The sequence below is a fragment of the Streptomyces sp. OR43 genome (assembly GCF_008042275.1).
Classification (GTDB): Bacteria; Actinomycetota; Actinomycetes; order Streptomycetales; family Streptomycetaceae; genus Streptomyces.
Genome location: NZ_RDBK01000043.1, coordinates 3,591,984 through 3,613,862 on the forward strand (window position 1 = coordinate 3,591,984; position 21,879 = coordinate 3,613,862).

Sequence of the window (21,879 nt, forward strand, 5' to 3'; positions counted from 1 at the left end):
CGCTCGATCCCGCGCTCACCGACCCGGCCCACGCGGCGCCGGCCCTTCCGCGCGGGGCGACCCACGGCTCAGGTCACCGGCCGCTGTCGCCTCGGAGATCGAGCCGCCGGGGGAGAGGCCAACGCGTGGAAAACCCGGCCGGACGCGGTCCCTGCCGGGGACGGACTCAACGCCGCACTTCGCCGGCCGGCAGGGGCCCGGCCGGCTGCCACTCCCGCCTGAGCAAGCCGAACACCCACGAGTCGGACACCTCGCCGTTCACCACGCAGTCTTCCCGCAACGTTCCCTCCCGCACGAACCCGGTCTTCTCCAGCACCCGGGCGGAAGCCACGTTGCGGGTATCCGTCTCGGACTGAACCCGGTTCAGATCCAGTGTGTCGAAGGCCCACCGCAGCAAGGCGTGCGCGGCTTCCGTCGCATAGCCGTGGCCCCACATCGGCTCGTCGAGGACATAGCCCAACGACGCGCTGCGGAAGTCCGCGTTCCATCCGGTCAGGCCGCACCAGCCGACGAAGGCCCCGTCGGAAGCACGGTCGATGGCGACCCGTGCCCCGGTGCCTTCGTCCGCCATCTTCCGGCACATCGTGATGAAGCGCTGGGCACGGGCACGTTCGGTCCATGGCGGGGAGTCCCAGTAGCGCATCACGTAGGTGTTGCTGTGCAGCGCGAACAGGGCGTCCGCGTCGGCGTCGGTGCAGGGCCGCAGTCGCAGGCGAGAGGTGTGCAGCACGGGCGTGGCCAAAGTCATGCCCACCATCTTGTGGCCTCACGGGGCGGACGGAAACCGAATATCCGACCCCGGTCCGGACGCCGTGGCCGAGGCACCGCCGAACAGCAGATCCTGTGTGCACCCGCGCACGCGCCTGCGGAACCCCACCACCCGTGAGCACGAACCGGGCCTCGGGAGCGAGTGTCAGACACCCTTCAGCACACGAGCGAGCGCGGCCCGGCCCGCCGGTCCCCAATGCGGTTTGCCGCCGGGCAGGCCCCGGTCCCCGTTCTGCCCCATGAGCATCAGGAACAGGCTCTTCATGGCAGCCAGACCGCGGGCGCGCCGGATCGCCGCCTCGTCCGCGCGTGCGTACACGTCGAAGAACCGTGCGGCCGTGCCCGCCGGCAGCAGCACCCATGCGGCGGCGAGGTCCCACGCCGGATCGCCGGCGACCATGGAACCGAAATCGACGATGCCCGAGAGCGTTCCGTCCGCGACCACGACATTGGCGGGATGCAGGTCGCCGTGCACCCAGACCGGCGGGCCCTCCCACGCCCGGGCCGCGACGGCGTCGTCCCAGACGGCCCGGATCTCGGCAGCGATGTCGTGGGGGCCGACAGCCTGGAAGAAGTGCTCGAAGCCGTCCGCGCAGTTCCCGGGACGGGCACCGACGTCCGTGGAGACCGGTGCATCCGCGGGAGCCTCCACGTGGAGCGCCCGGAGGAATCCCGCCAGCGTGTCGGCCGCGTGATCGCCGCGGCTGATCGAGCCGTGGTCCAGCGGCTCGCCGGGAACCCACGTCATCACGGTCCAGTGCTTCGGGAAACGCTCCGACGGTTCGCCGAACCGCACCGGGAGCGGCACCGGGACCGGCAGGCGCGGGGCCAGCACCGGTAGCCACCGCCGCTCCTTCAGCTGGAGCTCGGGAGTGGGGTCCATACGCTGCATGCGCACGGCCAACTCGTCCCCGAGCCGCCACATCTGGTTGCCCCAGCCACCCTCCACCTCCCGGACGGCCAGCCCCGCGAGGTCCGGGTGCTGCTCCCGCAGCAGGTCGCGGACCAGTTCTGCGGTGATCTCGATCTCGGTCATGCGACGTCACACTACTGAGGCGGCAGGCGGAGCACGTGACCCGCTCTGCGAAATGAGGCGGTGCGCGCGAGCCGCACTGCGCCGGTGCCAGGGAAGAAGGGTGGGCGGGCGCGGCCACGTCGGCCCGGGCGTCGGGTTGTTGACACCACTCCGGTCGCACTGTCAGGAGGCGCCCGTGTCCGGCGATACACGCAGCCAGGATCCCGCGGAGCTGAGAAACAAGAGTTGACGTCCGTGCTGCCGGGGCTCGTGAGATTCGACCGGAGCCCCACCCGGGCGCCCTCCGGCTCGCCCGGTCCCTCACGGAAGGCCGGCCGGGGCGTTCTGGTGGAGTTCAGGTACTGATCCCGGGTTCCTGGTTCCGGGCGAGTTCGCGCAGGCGTGGACCGAATTCGGGGTGCTTCAGGGCGGTCGCGAACTGGGCTTCGAGGTATGCGGAAGGGTTCCCTGTGTCGAACCAGCGGCCCTGGATAACCTGCCCGTACGCCGCGCGAGTTGCCGCGTAGGCGTTGATGGCGTCGGTGAGGTACACCTCCGCGGCCGGGTCCCCCGCGGCGTGCCAGCGGCGGGTCTGCTCGCGCAGTTCGTCGATGATGCCGGCGGTGACGACGTATCCGCCGATGGCGGCGTAATCGGAGGGTGCGTCCGCCGGCTTGGGCTTCTCCACCAGCCCGGTGATCCGCAGGGTTCCTTCCCCCAGGTCCTCCTTGACGACGGGGACGCCGTAGCGGTGCGCGTCGGCGCGGTCCATGGGCATGAGTGCCAGTACGGGGCAGCTCATCGCCTCGTAGGCGCGGATCAGCTGCTGGGCACGGGGAACCTCGGAAACGAACACATCGTCCGGCCACAACACGAGCATGGCTTCGTCGCCGTAGTGGTGGGCGGCGTTGAGGACGGGTGTTCCGTTGCCGTACGGGCCGTGCTGGTCGAGATAGGTGATGTGACCGCGGCGGGACAGAGCGCCGACCTCCTCCACAGCATCGGCGAATTGGGTCTTCCCGTCGGCGCGGAGCTGCTCGACCAGTGCCGGCGCCGGCCGGAAATGGTCCTGGATTATCCCCTTCCCCTGAGATACGACGATCGTGATGTCAGTGATTCCGGAGGCGACGAGTTCACACACCGTGTGCTCGATGACCGGCTTTTCTCCGATCGGCAGCATCTCTTTGGGGATGGCCTTGGTCAGGGGCAGCAGCCGGGAGCCGATACCCGCGGCAGGGATGACGGCCCGATGGATCCTTTGGGGCATGGTGGCCTTCTCTGTGGGGCGATCGCCACGCCGGCAGCACGGCAAAAGACGCTGCCGACTGCGGCAGCTCAGATGCCGGATCCGGCGAGGGAAAGCGGTGGGCCCTGGCCCGCCGGGCGACTTCTTTCTTGGTGATCGAGCAGGGAGACTCGATCGCATCCTGCGCTCGATCGCGTCCTGTGTCGGAGCGACGCTGCTCCTGCCCGCGAGCGTGGGCACCTACTGCGGCCCGGCCCGCTCCAGGAAATACCCCTTCAGTTTAGTTGCACCCCTGCGCCACGTCTCGGGGTCACGGGAGCGCCACGGCAGCCCCTTTTGTGCGTCAGCTGAGAAAGGAATGTGGCGTACGCTGGAGGCAGCGGCTTGTGTACCACGGCGTAGTGCGATCATGAGCAACGCAATCGAGAACTACGCCATCATCAGTGACCTTGAGACTGCCGCCATGCTCGGAAACGACGGCTCGGTCGACTGGTTCTGCGTTCCACGGTTCGATTCACCGGCGTGTTTCGCCGCCCTGCTCGGCAATGGGAGTAACGGTTTCTGGCGGATCGCGCCCCTAGGCGCACAGGCATGTTCCCGCAGGGGATACCGCGACGACACACTGATCCTCGACTCCTGGTGGGAGACCGAAACCGGAGCCGTGCGTGTCACGGATTTCATGCCGCCACGCAGCAACTCGCCCTGGCTGGTGCGCACGGTCGAGGGAATTGCGGGCTGTGTCACCATGCGCAGCGAACTGAGACCACGCTTCCATCAGGGGCGCGTGGTCCCCTGGGTGAGACCGGCAGGCGCTTGCACCGTGGCCGTCGCCGGCCCGGATGCCCTGTGGCAGAGTGCCGACGCCCCCGTGGATTTCCTCGACTCAGACGGCTCCACCGTTGCGGAGTTCGCCGTATCGGCAGGTCAGCGTCTGACGCTGATGGTGGCATGGGCTCCGTCGCACCTGAACGACCCGCCCGTCGAACTGTGTGTGCCGGCGGAGACAGCCTTGAAGGAGACGGGGGACTTCTGGCGTGAATGGACATCCAAGTGCCGCTACGAGGGACCCTGGCGCGAGGCGGTGGTGCGGTCCTTGATCACCGTGAAGGCGCTCACCTACGCACCCACGGGCGGCATCATCGCGGCGCCCACCACCTCACTCCCCGGATGCATCGGGGGAGAGCGGAACTGGGACTACCGCCTCTGCTGGTTGCGTGACTCATCGCTTGCCCTGTCCTGCCTGCTGCGCAGCGGCTACCGGGAAGAGGCGACGGCGTGGCTGGACTGGCTGCTGCGCACCATCGCAGGTGAACCGGCGGACCTGCAGGCGGTGTACGGGCTCGAAGGGCAACGAAGGCTGCCGGAGACCGAAGCCCTCTGGCTGCCCGGATACGAAGGGGCGCGCCCGGTACGTTTCGGGAACGCTGCCGCGGGCCAGCTCCAGCTCGATGTGTACGGCGAGGTCATCGATGCCCTCTACCGGTCCCTCCGCGCGGGCATACCCGTGCAGGGCCACATGTGGAGCCTCGTGAACGCGATGATGCGCTACCTCCAGAAGCACTGGCGTGATCCGGACCGAGGCCTGTGGGAGGTGCGGGGCCCTCAACGGCAGTTCGTCCATTCCAAGATCATGTCCTGGGTCGCCGCAGACCGTGCCCTGCGCATGGGGGCTCTCCTCGGCAGAAACGGGTCGTCGGGGGAGTGGCGGGCGATGCGCGCCGCCGTGCGCGAGGAAGTGTGCCGCGAGGGCTGGGACGCGGAGCGGTGCTCGTTCGTCCAGTCCTACGGGTCCGGCTCGCTCGACGCGTCAGCTCTGCTGATCCCGCGGCTCGGCTTTCTTCCGCCGGACGACGAACGGGTACGGGGCACCGTCGCGGCGATGCGAGGCCTCGATCACCAGGGCTTCCTGCGGCGTTACGCATCGAACGGCAGTGGCGTACACGGCATCGACGGCATGCGTGGGTCCGAGGGCACGTTCGTGGCGTGCTCCCTCTGGTATGCCGAGGCCCTCGCCGGGGTCGGCCAGTTGGACGAGGCGCGCGACACGTTCGAGCGGGTCCTCGCTGTCCGTAACGATGTGGGTCTCCTGTCGGAGCAGTGGGACCCCCAGGCGGGCCGCCAGCTGGGGAACGCTCCGAAGTCGTTCAGCCACATCGCTCTTGTGGAGACGGCGTTCGCCCTCCAGCGCGCCGGAGTCACACCGGCCTGACCGCCGTCAGGAGCACCATTCCGGAATCCCCGTAATCCGGAAGGCTGGAGTCCGAGTCGATCCGGGTGACGGCGAGCTGCCGGGTCAGGGGGGCGAAGGCCTCGGTGACGAGGCGACGGTTCACCGGGCAGCCCGGCCATTGCGATGCCGGACCGATGCGGTACGTGGGCATGTTCTCCATGAAGGCGGCGACCACCCGCCCGCCGGGGCGCACGCAGCGTACGAATCGCCCGCAGAACTGTTTGAATTCGTCGTAGTCCTCGGTGACTCCCTCAGCAACGAAGTTCATCGATGCGAAGTCGTAGGTGCCGGGGGGCAGTCCGCGTGCGTCGGCGTGCACGACGTGCACCACCGAGAGGGCTTGTGACAGCGTCGGCGGCAGCTGCGGATTGAGTTCCCGGCACAGCGCGTAGAAGGGATCCCAGCTGGGGTCGGCGCCCAGGTTCAGCTGCCGGTTCAGATAGGCGACCCCCGCAGCGCCTGCCTCGATCGCGTCCACATGCCGGCTGGCGGAGGCGGCCAGCATGAGCGGATACAGGTTGGGTCCGGCCCCGAACTCGGCCGAGCGCGCGGCGCTGCCCGGTGCCAGCCGCCGATAGAAGGCGCTGTGGTGTGCGATGACGGCCGCGTCGGACGGGTGGAGTTCCCGGTAGTTCTCCGCGAGATAGTCCTGAACGGGCCAGCTGTCCCAGTCCACATCGTCGTTGTACGTCGGTGTCCTGTGCATGGCGGCCTCAGTCTTCCCGCTGCCGCAGTGCGAACTGCTTGCTGAGCCGCGTCAGTGCCTCGCACAGGGTTGCGATGTCGTCGTCGGAGTTCAGTGCCGTGATCTGGGCGCGGAAACCGACGCGGTCGCGCGGCACGAGGGGATAGGCGGCCAGCGTCACGTAGATGCCGCTGTCCCACAGGGAGAGGGCGACAGCATCCAGGTCCGCGGGGTCGTCGAGCGGAATCTCCACGATCGGCAGCCCGTCCGTATTGGGTGTGTCCAGGCCCAGGCCGTGGACGTGGTCGAGCACCGTGGCGGTCTTGCGGTGGATGTCGGCGCGGATGGCATCGCCACGGCGGTCGTTGACTTCCAGACCCGCGAGCGTGGTGGCCAGGGAAGCGGTCGGCGAGGGACCGGAGTAGAGGTAAGGGGCGGCGGCGACCTTGAGCAGCGACTTGAGCGAGGTGGGAAGGGCGAGAAAGGCCAGCAGCGACGAGTACGCCTTGGAGAAACCGCCGACGAGCACGATCTCGTCGTACGACTCGCCCGTGTGCCGGACGACGCTGTTTCCCCGTGCTCCGTAGGGGCTGAGCTCATCCGGCCGCCGTTCGCCGATGACCCCGAAGCCGTGGGTGTCGTCGATGTAGAGGGTGGCACCGTTTCGCCGGCATACAGCGGCCAGCTCACGTATGTCGGGGATGTTGCCGCTCATGCTGTTCACGCCGTCCAGACAGACGAGCCGCGCGGCGCGTGACGGCACGGCCCTCAGCATGGTGTCGAGTTGGCCGGGGTCATCGCCCTGAAACCGGTGGAGCGTGGCGCCCTGGCCCCGCGCCCCCGCACACCCGTCGTACACGGTCCGGTGCGCAGTGGCCTCGACGAAGACATCTCCACCGTCCGCCAGGATCGGGATCACCGAGGCGTGGATCAGCGTGGCCGTCGGGAGCAGCAGTGTGTCCGGCGCTTCCAGCAGAGCTGTGAGCCGTTCCTCGATCTCGGGGTAGATTCGGGGGCTGCCCAGCAGCCGTGACCAGCTGGGGTGTGTTCCCCAGCGTCGTACGGCCGGCTCGATCGCGGCGATGATGTCGGGGTCGTAGTCGAAGCCCAGATAGTTGCAGGACGCGAAATCGATCAGCCAGTGGTTCCCGCAGCGGATGTGTCTGCCCCGTACCTCGTCGAGCACCGCGTCGGTCATCGGGCTCGTCTGCCTGAGATGTTCGAGATCACCCCAGCGCGGGTCGGGCCGGACGCCGGTCGTTCCCACAGTTGTGTGCGGCATCAGCTTTCCCTCTCGGTAGCGGGCCCACGGGTCCTGACGGGTTCCACGCGCCTTTGCCGGTGCCCGTTGCCCGGCAGATGCCAGTCCCCTGCGGGATGGCGCAGGAGGAAATCACCCTGTTGGAGGGTCATCGGACGGGCGTAGAGGAAGCCCTGACCGAACCGGCAGCCCGTCCGGGCGAGCAGATCGCGTTGCCCACGGTCCTCGATGCCCTCGGCGATGACCTGAAGACCGAGTGTGTCGGAGATGGTGACGATCCCCTCGACGAGGGCCATCTGCTGAGGGTCGGAGGTGATTTCGTCGATGAAAGACTTGTCGATCTTCAGTACATCGACCGGGAAGTCCCGGAGATAGCGCAGCGAGGAGTATCCCGTGCCGAAATCGTCGACCGCGATGCGAACGCCCAGATCCTTGAGGCTCCGCATCACGGCCTCGATCTGACGGTCCGGCCGCACAGGTACCGTTTCGGTGAGTTCCAGCTGCAGCGACCCCGGAGCCAGGCCGGGAGTGGCCAGGGCCCGGCGCACCTTGTCCAGAAAGTCCGCGTCCCGCAACTGCCGGGCCGACACATTGACGCTGATATAGAGCGGATTGCCGGGTGCGGCCCTTTGCAGGACCGCCATGTCCGAGGTGGCGTTCCCCAGGACCCAGGCCCCCAACGAAGTGATGTGCCCGGTCTCCTCGGCGAGTGCGATGAACTGCTGCGGCGGCACCGGACCGGACCGGGGGTTCGGCCATCGGGCCAACGCCTCGAATCCGACGACCTCGCCCCCGGCGATATCCACCACGGGCTGGTAGCGCAGCGCGAACTCCTCCTGGCTGAGCGCCGTGTCCAGGTTCGTCCGCAGTTCGTGCTGCTCCAGCATGCGGTCCCGGAGACGGTTCTGGAAGTGGCGCCACTGGCACTTGCCGGCGATCTTGGCCGAGTACAGGGCCAGGTCGGCATGGCTGAGCAACTCGCTTGTGTCGGCGCTGTCGACGGTCGTGGCGACCCCGATACTGGCGGAGACGCTGACGGAACCCCCCGGCAGACGGAACGGGCGGCTCAGCGTCTGGATGACCTGAGCGGCGAGGAGTTCGGCGTCGACGGGTGTCTTCGCGTTCTCCATCAGCACGGCGAACTCGTCTCCGCCCAGCCGCGCCGCAGTGTCCGTGCGCCTCACGGTTTCCGACAGGCGGCCGCCCACGGCGGTCAGAAGCTGATCCCCGGCCAGGTGGCCCATGCTGTCGTTGACGATCTTGAAGTCGTCAAGGTCGATGAACAGGATGCCGGTGACGGACGCCTGGCGGCCACCGCGCAACAGCGCACGTTCGAGCCGCTCCAGCAAAAGCGTCCGGTTGGGCAGTCCTGTCAGCGAATCGTGGTAGGCCCGCTGGGTGAGTTCCTCTTCCAGGTGGAGTTGTTCTGTCACATCGCGCAGGGTGACGACGAGCCCACGAACGGTACGGTCGCTCCGCAGGTCGCGGAAGTGCACTTGTGCTTCGATGTGGTCGCTGCCGTTCTGTATGCCCCAGTGGCCTTGAGGTTCGCTTCGGTCTCCGTCGCGCATGGCGGCCAGCGCCCAGCCGGCTCTGCGCCTGTCCTGCTCCGTGACGAGTTCGGGCAGCGATACGCCGACGAGTGGGACGGCGCCGAACATCTGACGCGCCGACGGGCTCGCGTAGCGAATGGTGTCGTCGGAGCCGACGATGAGGATGACGTCCGCGGCGTTGTGCACCAGTGTGCGGAAGTAAGCCTCGTTCTCACGACGGCTGATCTCCTTGCGGAGCGACATGCGTTGCATCGCCAGGCCCGCGTGCGAGGCCAGGATCTCCAGCGAGCTGCGCATTTCGCTCAGCCGCTTCTCGGATCCGGCGGCCAGCAGGACGCCCGGCAGTTCGGCCCCGGCCGGCCGGTCGGGTTCGGTCACGGGGCACAGAAGGGCGGTCCGAAGGTGCCCCAGCCGGGGGGCGAGCCCCGGCCCGAGACGGTCGACCGGCGTCAGGCAGGTCTTGTCGATGGAGAGCACGGCAGACGATCCGGGAGGCGCCTCGCCCGTACGGGCATCCGCCCCGGCGGAGCTCTCGATGCCCGGCGCCCAGAGAAGCATGCTCGCGTGCGGTACCGCCGGCCCGAACAGCTCCGCCACCGCCAGGTCGCAGGCGCGGGCGATGTCCCGCGGTGTGATGGCTGCGACGAGGGCGGTGACGGCTGAACGCAGAGCGTTCTCCCTGGCCATCGCCTTGCGGTGCACGACGACCATGTCCGACAGCCGCAGAATGACGAGCATGATGAGCACACCGGAGAAGGCGGCGATGACGGCTACGCCCCGCGCGGCATCGTGCGACCCCTCGTACAGCAGGATCGCGGGGGCGATCAGGGCTGCGCCGGACAGCAGCAACAGCCGCCGGGGCGGCGGCAGCAACGACTGCGGCTGGTTCGCGCCCGCCGTCAGTTCGGTCATGGACGGATGCAGGGCTGCCAGACCCCAGGCCGTGTAGAAGACGATCCAGCCGCTGTCCAGGGCGGAGCCCGCCTGCCACGTTCCGTTGAGCTGCAGAATCCCGTACGCGATGTCGAAGCAGAGCAGGGTCAGAGTGCCGAGGACGAGGAACTGTACCGCCCGGTTGCGGCTCCGGTGAGGCCCCAGCGTGAGCAACCGGACCAGCAGCGCCAAGACCAGTACGTCGCCGAGCGGATAGGCGATGCTGGTGGCCCGTTGTACCCACGTCAGGTCCGCGACGTGGGCCAGCGGTTGCACCAGGAAGACCCAGACCGGCAGCGCGAGGCCCGTGGTGAGGATCAGGGCGTCCAGCAGGCCCGACAGGTTACGCTCCGTCACGCGGTGACGGACCAGGCCCAGTAGCCCCACGGTGAAGAGCGGGTAGGTCGCGAGATAGCAGGCGTCCGCAGGGGACGGGAAGGGGTTGGCCGCCGAGAAATAGGCTTCGAGGCTGTTGTAGTAGGTGTCGCCCGCGGTGAAGGCGAGCAACGCCGCCGCGAGGGTCCACCAGGGCCAGGGGTGCGCGGGCCGATTGACCCGGATGCCCACCGACACAGCGGCCACGCTCGACAGGCCGATCAGCGCCCACGTGGGAGCGAGAGCGTCCGGCACGGTCAGATAGACGCTGGTGAGGCCGGCAACGAGGACCACGTAGGCGGTCATCAGTCCTCGTGTCCGGGTCACTTTCATGCGCCTCCCATCCGATAGTAGGTATCGCCGGAGGGCCCTGCATCTTGTCGCGTCGCGCACGAGTCGTGCCTGACAGCTCAGTCCTTGACCGACGGGACCGCCGCGCCGACGGGGGGCGGCGTTCCGGAAGCCTTGCCGAAATAGTCGACGGTGCCGGGGTCCGTTCCGAAGAGGGCGTGCAGATCGAGTCCCGCGCCCACGGGGGCGGCGCAGTCGGGGATGATCAGTGGCGCATCCTCGGCGGAACGGATCCGTGGCAGTGCGCCGCCGGCGAAGCAGGGGTCCGTGGCCGTACCGGAGGGCGTTCCGCCCGTGCGCTCCTGGCCTGTCGCCGTGCGCCAGGCGGCCAGGCTTCCGTACGTTCGGCCTGCCCAGTCCACGCTCCAGGAGCCGGAGCCCGGGGAGTAGTTGTTGCCCTGCAGAATTGCGTGACGCGGGGTGAGACCCTTCGCTGCGACGATCAGCGGGGCACCGTCGGCTACGAGGATGTTGTTGCGCACGGTGACGTGCGACAGGCCGGCGCGAAGCAGGACCGCCGGTCCCGGGCCGTTGGGCGAGCGTGGCACGACCAAGGTGTTCTGATAGATGTCCAGGCTCCGCACGTCCTTGCCGTAGACGGCCAGCGCGCCCTTGGCGGGCAGCTTGCGTCCGTTGTCGGCCGAGATGTTGTAGCGGATGGTGTTGTCCCTGTGCGCGCCGTTCCTCTTGCTGGTGTACGCGTAGTACCCCGGGCCGTCGTTCTGGAAGGCCAGGTTGTACTGCACGGTCGAGTCCGAGACGTTGGAGTCGAGACCGAAGCCCGCGCCGTCGACGCGGGAGCCGGTGTGGTTGCGGTAGGAGGTGTTGTGCTCCAGGAGGATGCCCGTGGCGTCGTAGGCCCAGATGCCCACCGGGCCGGCCGGCGCCTCGGCGGCGGCGCGGCTCCCGTTGTCATGGGCGTGCGAATCGCGGACCGTCGCGTTGCGGACGCTGCCGAGGACGATGCCGTTGCCTGAATGGGTCGTGGTCGAGGCGGGGTCACCGGTGTTGTGGTAGGCCGCCACGTCCACGATGCGGATGCGGCTGTGGGCGTACGTGGGATGGGCGGCGTCGAAGGCAGGACCGTAGGTGAGCAGTCCGACGTCTCGGTTGTCGTGCAGCTCGGAACGGCTGACGGTCACGTTCTCGAACCCCGACCCTCCGCCCGTACCTCCGATCGCGATGCCCGCGCGGAACCCGGAGACCTCTACGCCGGACACGGAAACGTGGTCCAGCTTCTTGCCGTCCGGCAGGTCGCTGTAGAGATTGATGCCGCCGTCGCGGACGTAGGAGCCGTCCTTCCCGGACACCGCGAGGTTCCGGATCTCGACGCCTGCTGTGTCGTGCACGGAGATGCCGGGGCCGTCCGTCGCCGCTACCGTCGCCCGCCCCGTGCCGTACGACCCGATGACCACGGGCCGGTCCGCGTCGCCCGCTTCCCCCTTCCCCACGGTCAGCGTCCCGGTGAACCGGGCGCCCCCCTGCAGCATCAGTTTGTTGCCGGGTTCGAGGGCCGTGCCTTCGGCGCGCCGCAGGGTCCGCCACGCCTCGCCCGGCGACGTACCGGAGTTCCGGTCGTTCCCGCCGGGGCTGACGTAGTAGGTGGCGGGCGGCGGGGCGTAGTGGGGGGTGTCGTTGCATCCGCTCCCGGCGGCCACGATGATCGCGGCGGCCAGAGTGGTCATCGCGGCTGTCCGGTGCATGGAGATCAGGCCTTCAGGGACTCGACGCGGGAGGGGCCCGGCCCTTGGACCGGCTGGAGCGGCTCGTTCGGCAGCGCTGCACGAGCGCTGTCGGTGAACCAGGCAGCCGTGTGCCGCAGACCGTCCTCGACCGGGACCACAGGTGCCCAGTCGAGCTCCTGGCGGGCCCGCTCGATGACGGGACGACGGCGGCAGGGATCGTCGACCGGCAGCGGGAGGTACTCGATCGGTGACCGCGACCCGGTGACACCCAGGACGAGGTCCGCGAGCTCCCGTACGGTGTGCTCGACGGGATTGCCCAGATTGATCGGTCCGCTCAGGCCGCGCCGGTCGATCATGGCCAGGATTCCGCGCACGAGATCGGACACGTAGCAGAAGCTGCGGGTCTGGCTTCCGTCGCCGTAGATGCTCAGCGGTCCGCCCGACAACGCCTGGCGTATGAAGGTCGACACCACGCGGCCGTCGTACGGACGCATCCGGGGACCGTAGGTGTTGAAGATCCGCATGACGCCCACGTCGACGCCCTGACTGCGCCGGTAGGCCGTGGACAGCGCCTCCGCGTACCGCTTGGCCTCGTCGTAGACACTGCGGGGGCCGACCGGATTGACATGGCCCCAGTACTCCTCGGGCTGCGGGTGGATCTCGGGGTCGCCGTACACCTCGCTGGTCGAGGCGAGGACGAACCGGGCCTCATGCCGCAGGGCGAGGCGCAGGGCGTTCTCCGTACCGCGGCTGCCGACCGAGAGTGTTTCCAGCGGCAGCCGGTGATAGTCGGGCGGAGACGCCGGGCTGGCAAGGTGGGCGACGGCGTGCACGGAACCCGGGATCTCCATGGCCGCGGTGACATCACCGGGCAGGAGCCGGAACCGGGGGTTCGCGCACAGGTGGGCGACGTTCTCCGGTTCGCCCGTGGAGAAGTTGTCCAGACACCACACGGTGTCACCTCTGCGCAGCAGTGCCTCGCAGACATGGGATCCCAGAAATCCGCCACCCCCTGTGACGACGACCTTCATGATGTGCCTCCCGTGGGGCGGCCCAGTGCGTGCAGCGACCAGCCGGCCGCGCGCCAGGGCTGGGCGTCGAGACTGTTGCGTGCGTCCAGCAGGACCGGGGAGTGGACCACGGAGGCGAGGGCCAGCGGGTCGATCCGCCGGTAGTCCGGCCAGGATGTGAGGTGCAGGACCGCGTCCGCGTCCTCGCACACTTTGGGGATGTCCAGCGAGTATGTCAGGTCGGGCAGGGCCGTGCGCGCGTTGTCCAGCGCCTCCGGGTCGTGTACACGCACGCTCGCACCCTCCTTGTGCAGGGCGGAGGCGACGGCCAGGGCGGGCGAGTCACGAACGTCGTCGCTGCCCGGCTTGAAGGAGGCGCCGAGCACGGCGACCCGGCGGCCGGCGAAGGAACCGCCGACGAGCTGCCTGGTGCGCATGACGGTGCGTTGCCGCTGGCGGAGGTTGATGCGGTCGACCTCATGCAGGAACGACACCGCCTCACCGGCGCCGATCTCCTCGGCGCGGGCCGCGAAGGCCCGGATGTCCTTCGGGAAGCAGCTCCCGCCGAAGCCGAGCCCCGGATCCAGGAAGCGGTGGCCGATCCGCGAGTCCGCACCGATGGCGCGGGCCAGGACGGTCACGTCGGCGCCGGCCGCCTCGCACACCTCGGCCATCGCGTTGATGAAGGAGATCTTGGTCGCGAGGAAGGAATTCGCGGCCACCTTCACCAGCTCCGCCGTGGCCGTGTCCGTACTGAAGAACTCCGCACCCGCGCGCACCAGCGGCTCGTAGAGCGCCCGCAGGGCCGCCTCGGCGTGCGGAGATCCGACACCCACCACGATCCGTTCGGGCCGCATGGTGTCCTGCACCGCGGAGCCTTCACGCAGGAACTCGGGGTTCCATGCGACTTCACAGTCCCGGGTGGACGCCGCGATCCGTCCGCCGAGGGCGGCGGCCGTGCCGACGGGCACGGTGGACTTGCCCACCACCAGACTTCCCGGCCGCAGATGCTGTGCCAGTTCGTCCACCACGGCGTCCACGTACCGCAGGTCCGCGGCCTCGCTGTCGGGGCGCTGCGGAGTGCCGACGCAGACGAAGTGCGTCCGCGCGAACTCCGCGCCCTCGGCGAGCGACGTGGAGAAGCGCAGCCTTCCCGAAGCGACGGTACGGGCGAGGAGCTCGTCCAGTCCGGGTTCGTGCATGGGTGCGCGGCCTGCCGCCAGCGACGCGATCCGTGCCTCGTCGATGTCGATTCCGAGGACCTGGTGGCCTATGTCGGCCATGCACGCGGCGTGCACCGTGCCCACGTATCCGGTTCCGATCACGGTCATTCGCATGACATCACTCCTTTGGGGCTGCACTGCCGGAAGGACCGGCATAGCCGGATGGGTTGAGCTTTTGGAACCGCCACGCGTCCCGGCACATGGCCGCCAGGTCCCGTGCGGGCTTCCACCCCCAGGCGCGGGCCACCGCGGCCGCGTCGGCGACCAGTTCGGTCACGTCTCCGGGGCGGCGCGGCTCGATGTCGTACGGGATGGACCTGCCGCACGCCTCACGGAAGGCCGCGACGACGTCGAGGACCGACCAGCCCCGGCCGGAGCCGAGGTTGAACACATGCATCCCCGGGCCGTCGGCGAAGTGGTCCAGCGCGACACGGTGTGCCTCCACCGTGTCCATGACGTGCAGGTAGTCGCGGACGGGTGTTCCATCGGGAGTCGCGTAGTCGTCCCCGAAGACGGGCAGGCGCGCGCGGCGGCCGACGGCCACCTGCGCCAGGTATGGCATCAGGTTGTCCGGCGTCCCGGTAGGGTCCTCCCCGATCAGTCCGCTGGGATGGGCGCCGACCGGGTTGAAGTACCGCAGGGAGAGCGCGGTGAACTCCGGTATCCGTCGGCACACGTCGGTGAGGATCTGCTCGCAGGCCCACTTCGAGGCGGCGTACGGGTTGGTGGGGCGGGCCGGGGACGTCTCGCTGAGCCGTCCGCCTCCCGCATCGCCGTACAGGGAGCAGGACGAGGAGAACACCAGCCGGTTCACCCCGTGTTCGTGCATCGCCCGCAGCAGCGACGTCGTCCCGCCGACGTTGACGTCGTAGTACTCGACGGGCATCCGTGTCGACTCACCGACGGCCTTCAGAGCGGCGAAGTGTACGACGGCGTCCACGGAGTGGCGGTCGAAGACTGCCGAAAGGGCGCGCCGATCACGGATGTCCAGCTCGTACACGGCGCCGACGAAACGGCCGGCGATCCGCTGCACACGGGCGAAGACCTGTGGGCTGCTGTTGGAGTAGTTGTCGACCACGATCAGCTCGTAGCCATGGTCGAGCAGCTCGACGCAGGCGTGTGAGCCGATGAAGCCCGCTCCGCCGGTGACGAGAATCGTGGCGGGCGAACGCGTGCGGCCGTCCCTGTTGTGCGCGTGTGAGCGTGCGTTCATGGTCACTGCACTCACCAGCCCAGGACGGCGGCCGCGTAGGCCGGATAGAAGACGATTGCCGCGATGACGGGCAGCGACGAGAGGAGACCGATGCCCAGGGACAGGCGTGCGGTGCGCAGCGCGGCGAAGAAGCGCGTCCCGGAGGCCCTGGCCGCTTCCCGTACATGAAGAAGGGGAACGGCGAGCGCTACCGTCGCGTAGACGATCGCTCCGAGAAGACAGAGGAAGACGTATCCCGCTGACGGACCCGTCAGCTCCCCGTACAGGGCGGCCGAGGAGAGCAGCACGGCGATGGTCGCGAACGGTGAGGTCAGCCGCGCCGGCAGTGTCCCGGGCTCACTCGTGTCCTTGGGAGTGACCTTGAAAGTCAGCTGTGTGTGCCAGAACTTCTGACGTGCCGCGCCGAACAGACCCCAGACGACGTAGGGCCATCGGGCGACCGTGAAAAGCCAGGTCTCCCAGCTCATCAGGGGAGCGGTACGCGGACGCATCAGCTGTCGGCGCCGCAGCAGGCCGAGCGTCAGCAGCAGCCATACGGGCATGAGCCAGAAGTGCAGCAGGAAGTCGAAGTAGTTGACGTTCATCCACGGCAGCCCCGTGATCACCGCCACCGGGGGAAGGATCAGGCCGGACACGATCATCAGGCCGAGGAGCGGGTAGTAGGCCAGCGCGTAGCCGAACCGTAGACGAAGAATCACGGGCAGCCGCCTCAGGTGGCGGGGCAGCAGGCCCAGCAGCATCGTGGTGAGACTCCGGGACCACTGGTATTCCTGGGTGACCATGTCGGCGAAGTTCAGCGGCCCGTCGCCGTGCGCCTCGGCGTCGACGGCGAAGGCGCCGTGCCAGCCTGCCGAGTTGAGCAGGAAGGTGGTGGAGAAGTCCTCGGCCAGCTCGGGCCCAAGACCGCCGATGTCGCGCAGGGCCCGGGTACGTACCGCGTAGTGGGATCCGATGCACATCGGGGCCAGCCCGTCGCTGTGGCCCAGTTGCACGGCGCCGTGCCAGATGGCCTCGCGATGGAGCCGGCCACGTGCCGACCAGGACGCGGCGTCGGTGGCGTCGCACATGCTGGGCGCGGCGACGTAACCGATCGCGGGGTCACCGAACGGGCGGACCATCTCGGCGAGATACGTTGGGGCGGGCACGTGGTCGCAGTCCAGCTGGGCGACCACCGCGTAGCGCCGGTAGCCCCAGTGATCGTAGAAGTAGGCGAGGTTGCCTTCCTTGCACCGGGTCCGGCGGGGCCATCCCGCCCGGTGGTAAGGGAGGACACCGCGTCGGCACGACATGGTGACGCGGTTCTCGCGGCACCACTGTTCGATCTCCTCGGTGGGGTCCTCGTCGCACAGCCAGACGTCGTAGGCATGGGGATAGTCCTGGGCCAGCATGGCTAGCAGGGTCTGGCGGACGGTGGGCCACGGTTCGGAAGGGGCGCGGGTCACCACGAAGGCGACCGCCAGTGACGGAATGGGCATCCGTGGGTCGACCCGCCGCAACCGCAGCGCGGCGATGAAGAAGTAGCAGGGGATGGCGGTGAGGTAGAGCAGAAGAAGGCTGTTGATGATGAGTCCGGCCCAGCCCGCCCTGTGCTCCGGCTGCAGCCACCACGACCAGAACCACAGGAAGGACACCAGCCAGCAGGCGGCGATCGACCACAGTACCGCCCGGTCCCGGGAGGGGAGGACCGGAGTGAAGGTCGTCCGCCGAACGGTCCGGGCCCGGTAGGGGTGCGCGAAAGTGGGGCCATCGTCGGAGATCCGTACGACGTTGCCTTCCGAGATCCGCGCCAGGTGGTGCTCCATCTGGACGAGATCCTGCGGCTTCAGATCACTGTGCGTCATGACAGGACGCTCCTGGTGTCTACGTCGTACGTTGACGCTGTATGTTTACGTCATATACGTACGACTTTGGGCGTATTGTTCCCATATGTCAACCGGAGGCGGTCATCGTGAACGAAGCCGAGCGTGGGCCGGGGCGAAGAGCGGGCGACGGGGGGCGCTACGGCCGGCTCAGCAGGGAACGGGTGCTGGATTCCGCCCTCGACGTGGTCGACCGCGACGGGCTCTCCGGCCTCAGCATGCGCAAGCTCGGCGCGGAACTGGGCGTGGAGGCGATGGCTCTCTACCGCTACGCCCCCAGCAAGGACGCGCTGCTGGACGGGCTGGTGGAGGTGTTCTGTCAAGAACTGGACCGGAATCTGGAGCGAACCCCCCCGCCGGAGCAGGACCTCCGGGATTCCCTCACGCCCGACTGGCTGGCCCAGCTGCACCACATTGCGCTGACCGCCTACGGCGTGGCCCTCCTGCACCCCAACGTGGTGCCGCTGCTGGCCACACGTCTGCTGTCCACCCCCATGGCCCAGCGGCCGCTGTCGGTGCTGCGGAGCGACGAACGCGTTCTGGCACTGCTCCACGATGCAGGTTTCGACGACGGCGAGGTCGTGCGCATCCATCGGGCCTTCACCGCTTGGCTGCTCGGATTCCTGCTCGTGGAGCTGAGGGCGATGGACGATCAGGCGGACGAACCCGACCCCACATTCCGGCTGGGTCTGCACCGGCTGCCCGTGCGCGAGCTGCCTCGCTTGCGAGTGACGGCCGTCGGGATGGCTGAGCGGGGTGGCCCGGCGGAGCTTGCGGCCGGCCTCGAGGCCCTGCTGAGGGGGGTGGGGGCACCGTGACCCTCTCGCGCCCGCTACGTCCGGCGGCCGGAGACGTAGTCGCCCTGTTCGGCCGGACGGCGAAGACGGTCGCCCGAACGCCGGGGTGACCGTCTTCGCCGTGGGGTCCACGGGGCTACGGTTACGCGCATGACAATTCTGGTCGTTGGGGGTTCCGGCTTTCTGGGGACCGAGTTGGTCCGGCAGACGAGAGCGGCAGGGCACACGACAGTGGCGAGCCGCGGCGGAGACCGGGGTCCTGGCCGTGCATCCCGCGGCTGCCGTCGCCCGCACGTCGCTGATCATCGGCCACGGGCGTTCCGTGCACGAGCGCCTGGTGCACCGGCTGGCCGAAGGCACTGTCGACGGCGCCCTGTTCACCGACGACATCCGCTGTCCGGTTTATGTCTCGGACCTGGCGGCCGCCGTACTGGAGCTGGCGTCGGGCGGCGCGAGAGGCATGCACCATCTTGCGGGGGCCGACGCCCTGAGCCGCCACGACCTCGGCGTCCTCATCGCCGAGCGCGACGGTCTCGATGCCGCCCGTCTGCCCATGGCGCTGCGGGCCGACAGCGCTGGTCCCGGCGCCCTCGACGTCCGCCTCGACAGCCGGCGGACCCAGGGGCAGCTGCGTACCGCACTGCGCGGTGCCAGGCAGTTCTTGAAGCCTGCCGGCCCGGTGTCCTCGGGCGCCCCGGCCTGAGGGTGCCCGGTGGCCGCAGCACAGTGGCGGCAGGCGACAAGTGGGCGGTGGCCAGGGGTACTTCACCCGGTCCGGGTGGTCCCATCCGTGGTATCACGGACGGGGTTGGTCGGGTCGAGTGCCGAACGGGGTGTTGTGGTGGCTGTGGGCTATCTGGTGACCGTGGTGTTGGCCGTACTCATCGTGGTGTTCTGCCTGGTTCGCATACGCGGGCCGAAGCCGCTCTTCTACTTCAGCTACCGGCTCGGCCTGGTCTTCAACGAGATCCCGCACGTCGTTGTCTACGCGCTGGTGGCGTCGACGGCGCTGGCCTACTCGGAGGGCGATATCGCCACGACCCCCGACCGGGTGAACGTGGCCGTGGCCGTGGTCGCGGCTGCCGGGCTTGTGGTGGTCGCCCTGCGCGGGGCGCGGGCGGCGTCCGTGGTGCGGGTCGCCCTGGACGACGCGCTCGGCTCCGGCACGGGGACGCACCGCCGGCCACCGCTGGCACGCATCCTGCTCAGGCCCGTCTTCCGCCGCCGCCGGGACGTCAGGCGGGTGGGCAACCTCAGCTACGGGGACGGAGGGCGCCGCAACCTCCTGGACGTCTACCACCACCGCTCGCGCCCCGAGGGCGGCTCCGTGCTGATCCACTTCCATGGCGGCCACTACGACCAGGGCCGGAAGGACACTCAGTCGCTGCCTCTGCTCTACCGGCTCGCCGGTCAGGGCTGGGTCTGCATCAGCGCCAACTACCGGCTGCGGCCCGACTTCCCGCATCCCGCCCATCTGATCGACGCGAAGAAGGTCATCGTCTGGGCGCGCGAACACGCGACGGAGTACGGCGCGGCGCCCGGGGCGGCGGTGTTCGTGGCGGGAAGCTCCGCAGGTGGGCACATGGCGGCTCAGGCCGCACTCACCCCCAATGAACCTGCCTATCAGCCCGGGTTCGAGGAGGCGGACACCTCGGTGACCGCCGCCGTCGTGCTCAACGGCTTTCTCGCGGAGTACTTCGACGGAGACCCGGCGACCTCGCCGGTGAACCTCGTCCGGGCGGACGCGCCGCCGTTCCTCATCGCCCACGGGGACCTGGACGAGTTGGTGGACACCGAGAATCCCAAGGCCCTCGTCACCGCTCTGCGCTCCGTCTCCACCTCGCCGGTCGCGTACGTCGAACTGCCGGGCGCCCACCATGCTTTCGACCTCTTCCACTCCTTCCGGTTCGAGGCGCTCATCGACGGAATCGAGGACTTCGCCGCGTGGGTGACGCTCCGGAAGCAGTCGAGCTAGGACCGCTTCCCGCACGGTGAGTCGACGGATACGTGTCCGGACACGGCCCGCTCCGGTCCTGCTGTCGCGGGCCGAAGCACGCGGGCTGCCCGGATGGTGGGGGATCCCGCCGGAAGCAGCCCTGGCTCAGCGTCGTACGCACCCGAGGGCGGGGAGAAGGAGGGCGGGGCCGTCATGCATCGTCCCCGTAACGAAATGATCCGTTTCCTTGTGCGGGCCGCCTCCACGCCCCTGAAGTGGGCTGATGCACCTTTTGACAGCAGGCGGTCCGTTCTTCCGCCCCTTGCGCGTGTGGCACGCCGTGGCGGCCTGCCTCGTCGTGGGGGCGGTGGTGGCGTTCCTCGTCCTCCGGCCGTCCGGCGGCGTGCGTGCGGTCCCCAACAGCCCCTGCCGGGCGGTCGATTCCGCACGTGAGGCCGCGCCCGCGACTCCGGACCTCGACGGGGACGGCTTCGTCGATCTGGTGCACGAGGTCTCCGAGACGGAGAACTTCGACCTGTTCGTCGTCCCCGGCTCCGAGCACGGTCCCGACCCCGACCGCACGACCGTCTTCGCCCACGACGACCTCGGTGTGCCGCACGACGTCCAGACGGGCGACGATCCGTTGCGGCCCACGGTCGCCGACCTGGACGAGGACGGCCACGCCGACCTCGTCGTGAGCGGCGCCGCCCAGGTCCTGTGGGGCGGCCCCCAGGGCCCGCGGGTCGGCGGAGCACACGGGCGTCTGCCACTGCCGGGCAGCGGATATCACACCGCGCCCGTCGCCGGCGATTTCGACGGGGACGGCCACACCGACCTCGCGGTGTTCAGGGATTCGAGCGAGGCCCGGGAACTGGTCGTCCTCACGGGACCGTTCAAGCGCTCCGGCGCCCCGGTCAGGACCGTGGAGCTCCCCAGCCCGGTCCACGAGGGCGCCTCACCCGTACTGGTCGCCGGGGACGCTAACGACGACCGGGCCACCGATCTCGCGCTCTACGACTCCCCGTGGGATCCGCCCCTGCTGTTCACCGGCGGCGGCCCTGCTGCCGGCGGTCTGAGCAAGGAACCCGAGCGGCTGCCGGAGGGCGAGAACGTCGTCTTCGGCGACTTCGACGGCGACGGGCGCCAGGACATCGCCATCGGCCGGAGCTTCGTCGACAGCTACGACGAGGTCGACACACCCCACCGGCGCGGCCAGGTCGGCGTCCGCTACGGGAAGGAGCCGGGGAAGTGGGTCACCATGGACGGCGGCGACTTCGAGGAGGGCTTCGGCACCGGGCTTGCCGTGGGGGACTTCGACGGCGATGGCTGCGACGACCTGGCCGTACAGCTCACCCGGAAGAAGGAGGCGGGGGACGCGCGGATCGAGGTGCTGCGGGGCGGCTCCGAGTACGGGCTCGGATCGCAGCCCTGGCACGCCATCGAGCGGTCCGCGCGGGGTGACGACGGCCCCGCCGACGGCACGCTCTTCGCCGTGCACGACTGGGACGGGGACGGCCGTGCAGAACTGACCCTTCTCGGCGACGACCGATGGTGGATCACCGACGGCACGGGCCGCGACGAGGCATCCTTCCCGGTCACCCCGGGCAACGACCAACGTGCGTAGGTAGGTGAGTGCTGTCACGGGCACGTAGTCCCCCCCCGTTACCTTTTTCGTGGCTCCGCAATGGGGCTACCGGCCTTCGGGTCCGGCATGACTTCCCCCCCTTGTTGTTGATGAT

General features: G+C 69.1%; 15 protein-coding genes and 1 pseudogene. 5 read left to right on the plus strand and 11 right to left on the minus strand.

Annotated elements, in window-relative coordinates; translation table 11 throughout:
* Positions 1-166 precede the first annotated feature (166 nt).
* From EAO72_RS35375 to EAO72_RS35385, 3 genes are all read right to left on the minus strand, one after another.
* Positions 167-748 carry a GNAT family N-acetyltransferase gene (locus EAO72_RS35375; protein ID WP_148021117.1) on the minus strand — a complete coding sequence of 194 codons (582 nt, stop codon included), beginning with the start codon at positions 746-748 and terminating at the stop codon, positions 167-169.
* Between the two features lie 165 nt (positions 749-913).
* A complete protein-coding gene (locus EAO72_RS35380; RefSeq protein ID WP_148021118.1) occupies positions 914-1,804 on the minus strand; it encodes an aminoglycoside phosphotransferase family protein in 891 nt (296 codons plus the stop codon).
* Between the two features lie 334 nt (positions 1,805-2,138).
* A complete protein-coding gene (locus EAO72_RS35385) occupies positions 2,139-3,050 on the minus strand; it encodes a UTP--glucose-1-phosphate uridylyltransferase (RefSeq protein WP_148021119.1) in 912 nt (303 codons plus the stop codon).
* 388 nt (positions 3,051-3,438) lie between these two features.
* Here EAO72_RS35385 and EAO72_RS35390 point away from each other — a divergent pair, with 388 nt between their 5' ends.
* Positions 3,439-5,238 carry a glycoside hydrolase family 15 protein gene (locus tag EAO72_RS35390; RefSeq protein WP_148021120.1) on the plus strand — a complete coding sequence of 600 codons (1,800 nt, stop codon included), beginning with the start codon at positions 3,439-3,441 and terminating at the stop codon, positions 5,236-5,238.
* On the opposite strand, the gene EAO72_RS35395 is transcribed toward EAO72_RS35390, so the two are convergent.
* The 8 genes from EAO72_RS35395 to EAO72_RS35430 are packed head-to-tail and all read right to left on the minus strand — an operon-like array spanning position 5,225 to position 17,389.
* Positions 5,225-5,965 (minus strand): class I SAM-dependent methyltransferase, encoded by a 741-nt coding sequence (locus EAO72_RS35395; protein ID WP_148021121.1) that lies wholly within the window; start codon positions 5,963-5,965, stop codon positions 5,225-5,227. The two genes, EAO72_RS35390 and EAO72_RS35395, sit on opposite strands and share 14 nt — an antisense overlap.
* Positions 5,966-5,972: 7 nt before the next feature.
* On the minus strand, positions 5,973-7,226 hold the full coding sequence (locus EAO72_RS43525; RefSeq protein WP_261991732.1) for an aminotransferase class I/II-fold pyridoxal phosphate-dependent enzyme: 1,254 nt from the start codon (positions 7,224-7,226) through the stop codon (positions 5,973-5,975).
* Positions 7,226-10,459 (minus strand): putative bifunctional diguanylate cyclase/phosphodiesterase, encoded by a 3,234-nt coding sequence (locus EAO72_RS35405; protein WP_261991733.1) that lies wholly within the window; start codon positions 10,457-10,459, stop codon positions 7,226-7,228. Before EAO72_RS35405 ends, EAO72_RS43525 begins: the two co-directional genes overlap by 1 nt.
* 17 nt (positions 10,460-10,476) lie before the next feature.
* Positions 10,477-12,120, minus strand: coding sequence for a right-handed parallel beta-helix repeat-containing protein (locus EAO72_RS35410; RefSeq protein WP_148021122.1), 1,644 nt, complete (start codon positions 12,118-12,120; stop codon positions 10,477-10,479).
* A gap of 5 nt (positions 12,121-12,125) precedes the next feature.
* A complete protein-coding gene (locus EAO72_RS35415) occupies positions 12,126-13,133 on the minus strand; it encodes a UDP-glucuronic acid decarboxylase family protein (RefSeq protein WP_148021123.1) in 1,008 nt (335 codons plus the stop codon).
* Entirely contained in the window at positions 13,130-14,449 is a 1,320-nt protein-coding gene (locus tag EAO72_RS35420) for a UDP-glucose dehydrogenase family protein (protein WP_148021124.1), read from the minus strand. Before EAO72_RS35420 ends, EAO72_RS35415 begins: the two co-directional genes overlap by 4 nt.
* 4 nt (positions 14,450-14,453) lie before the next feature.
* Positions 14,454-15,548, minus strand: coding sequence for a UDP-glucose 4-epimerase GalE (galE, locus tag EAO72_RS35425; RefSeq protein WP_187285319.1), 1,095 nt, complete (start codon positions 15,546-15,548; stop codon positions 14,454-14,456).
* Positions 15,549-15,559: 11 nt separating this feature from the next.
* Positions 15,560-17,389, minus strand: coding sequence for a glycosyltransferase (locus EAO72_RS35430; RefSeq protein WP_148021125.1), 1,830 nt, complete (start codon positions 17,387-17,389; stop codon positions 15,560-15,562).
* A 104-nt stretch (positions 17,390-17,493) separates the two neighbouring features.
* Here EAO72_RS35430 and EAO72_RS35435 point away from each other — a divergent pair, with 104 nt between their 5' ends.
* The 4 genes and pseudogenes from EAO72_RS35435 to EAO72_RS35450 all read left to right on the plus strand — a co-directional run bounded on the left by EAO72_RS35435 (position 17,494) and on the right by EAO72_RS35450 (position 21,764).
* A complete protein-coding gene (locus EAO72_RS35435) occupies positions 17,494-18,225 on the plus strand; it encodes a TetR/AcrR family transcriptional regulator (protein ID WP_410090558.1) in 732 nt (243 codons plus the stop codon).
* Positions 18,226-18,439: 214 nt separating this feature from the next.
* A pseudogene (locus tag EAO72_RS35440) lies at positions 18,440-18,907 on the plus strand (sugar nucleotide-binding protein); the annotation flags it as partial.
* 138 nt (positions 18,908-19,045) lie between these two features.
* Positions 19,046-20,179: an alpha/beta hydrolase gene (locus EAO72_RS35445; RefSeq protein ID WP_148021128.1), complete on the plus strand. Its 1,134-nt coding sequence runs from the start codon at positions 19,046-19,048 to the stop codon at positions 20,177-20,179.
* A 244-nt stretch (positions 20,180-20,423) separates the two neighbouring features.
* Complete coding sequence (locus EAO72_RS35450; RefSeq protein ID WP_148021129.1) at positions 20,424-21,764, plus strand: FG-GAP repeat domain-containing protein; 1,341 nt, start codon at positions 20,424-20,426, stop codon at positions 21,762-21,764.
* Positions 21,765-21,879 lie beyond the last annotated feature (115 nt).

Bases quoted from the DNA above. Each gene is read 5' to 3' on its own strand.
- EAO72_RS35375 (WP_148021117.1), bottom strand. From the start codon at position 748: ATGACTTTGGCCACGCCCGTGCTGCACACCTCTCGCCTGCGACTGCGG.
- EAO72_RS35380 (WP_148021118.1), bottom strand. From the start codon at position 1,804: ATGACCGAGATCGAGATCACCGCAGAACTGGTCCGCGACCTGCTGCGG.
- EAO72_RS35385 (WP_148021119.1), bottom strand. From the start codon at position 3,050: ATGCCCCAAAGGATCCATCGGGCCGTCATCCCTGCCGCGGGTATCGGC.
- EAO72_RS35390 (WP_148021120.1), top strand. From the start codon at position 3,439: ATGAGCAACGCAATCGAGAACTACGCCATCATCAGTGACCTTGAGACT.
- EAO72_RS35395 (WP_148021121.1), bottom strand. From the start codon at position 5,965: ATGCACAGGACACCGACGTACAACGACGATGTGGACTGGGACAGCTGG.
- EAO72_RS43525 (WP_261991732.1), bottom strand. From the start codon at position 7,226: ATGCCGCACACAACTGTGGGAACGACCGGCGTCCGGCCCGACCCGCGC.
- EAO72_RS35410 (WP_148021122.1), bottom strand. From the start codon at position 12,120: ATGCACCGGACAGCCGCGATGACCACTCTGGCCGCCGCGATCATCGTG.
- EAO72_RS35415 (WP_148021123.1), bottom strand. From the start codon at position 13,133: ATGAAGGTCGTCGTCACAGGGGGTGGCGGATTTCTGGGATCCCATGTC.
- EAO72_RS35420 (WP_148021124.1), bottom strand. From the start codon at position 14,449: ATGCGAATGACCGTGATCGGAACCGGATACGTGGGCACGGTGCACGCC.
- galE (WP_187285319.1), bottom strand. From the start codon at position 15,548: ATGAACGCACGCTCACACGCGCACAACAGGGACGGCCGCACGCGTTCG.
- EAO72_RS35430 (WP_148021125.1), bottom strand. From the start codon at position 17,389: ATGACGCACAGTGATCTGAAGCCGCAGGATCTCGTCCAGATGGAGCAC.
- EAO72_RS35450 (WP_148021129.1), top strand. From the start codon at position 20,424: ATGCACCTTTTGACAGCAGGCGGTCCGTTCTTCCGCCCCTTGCGCGTG.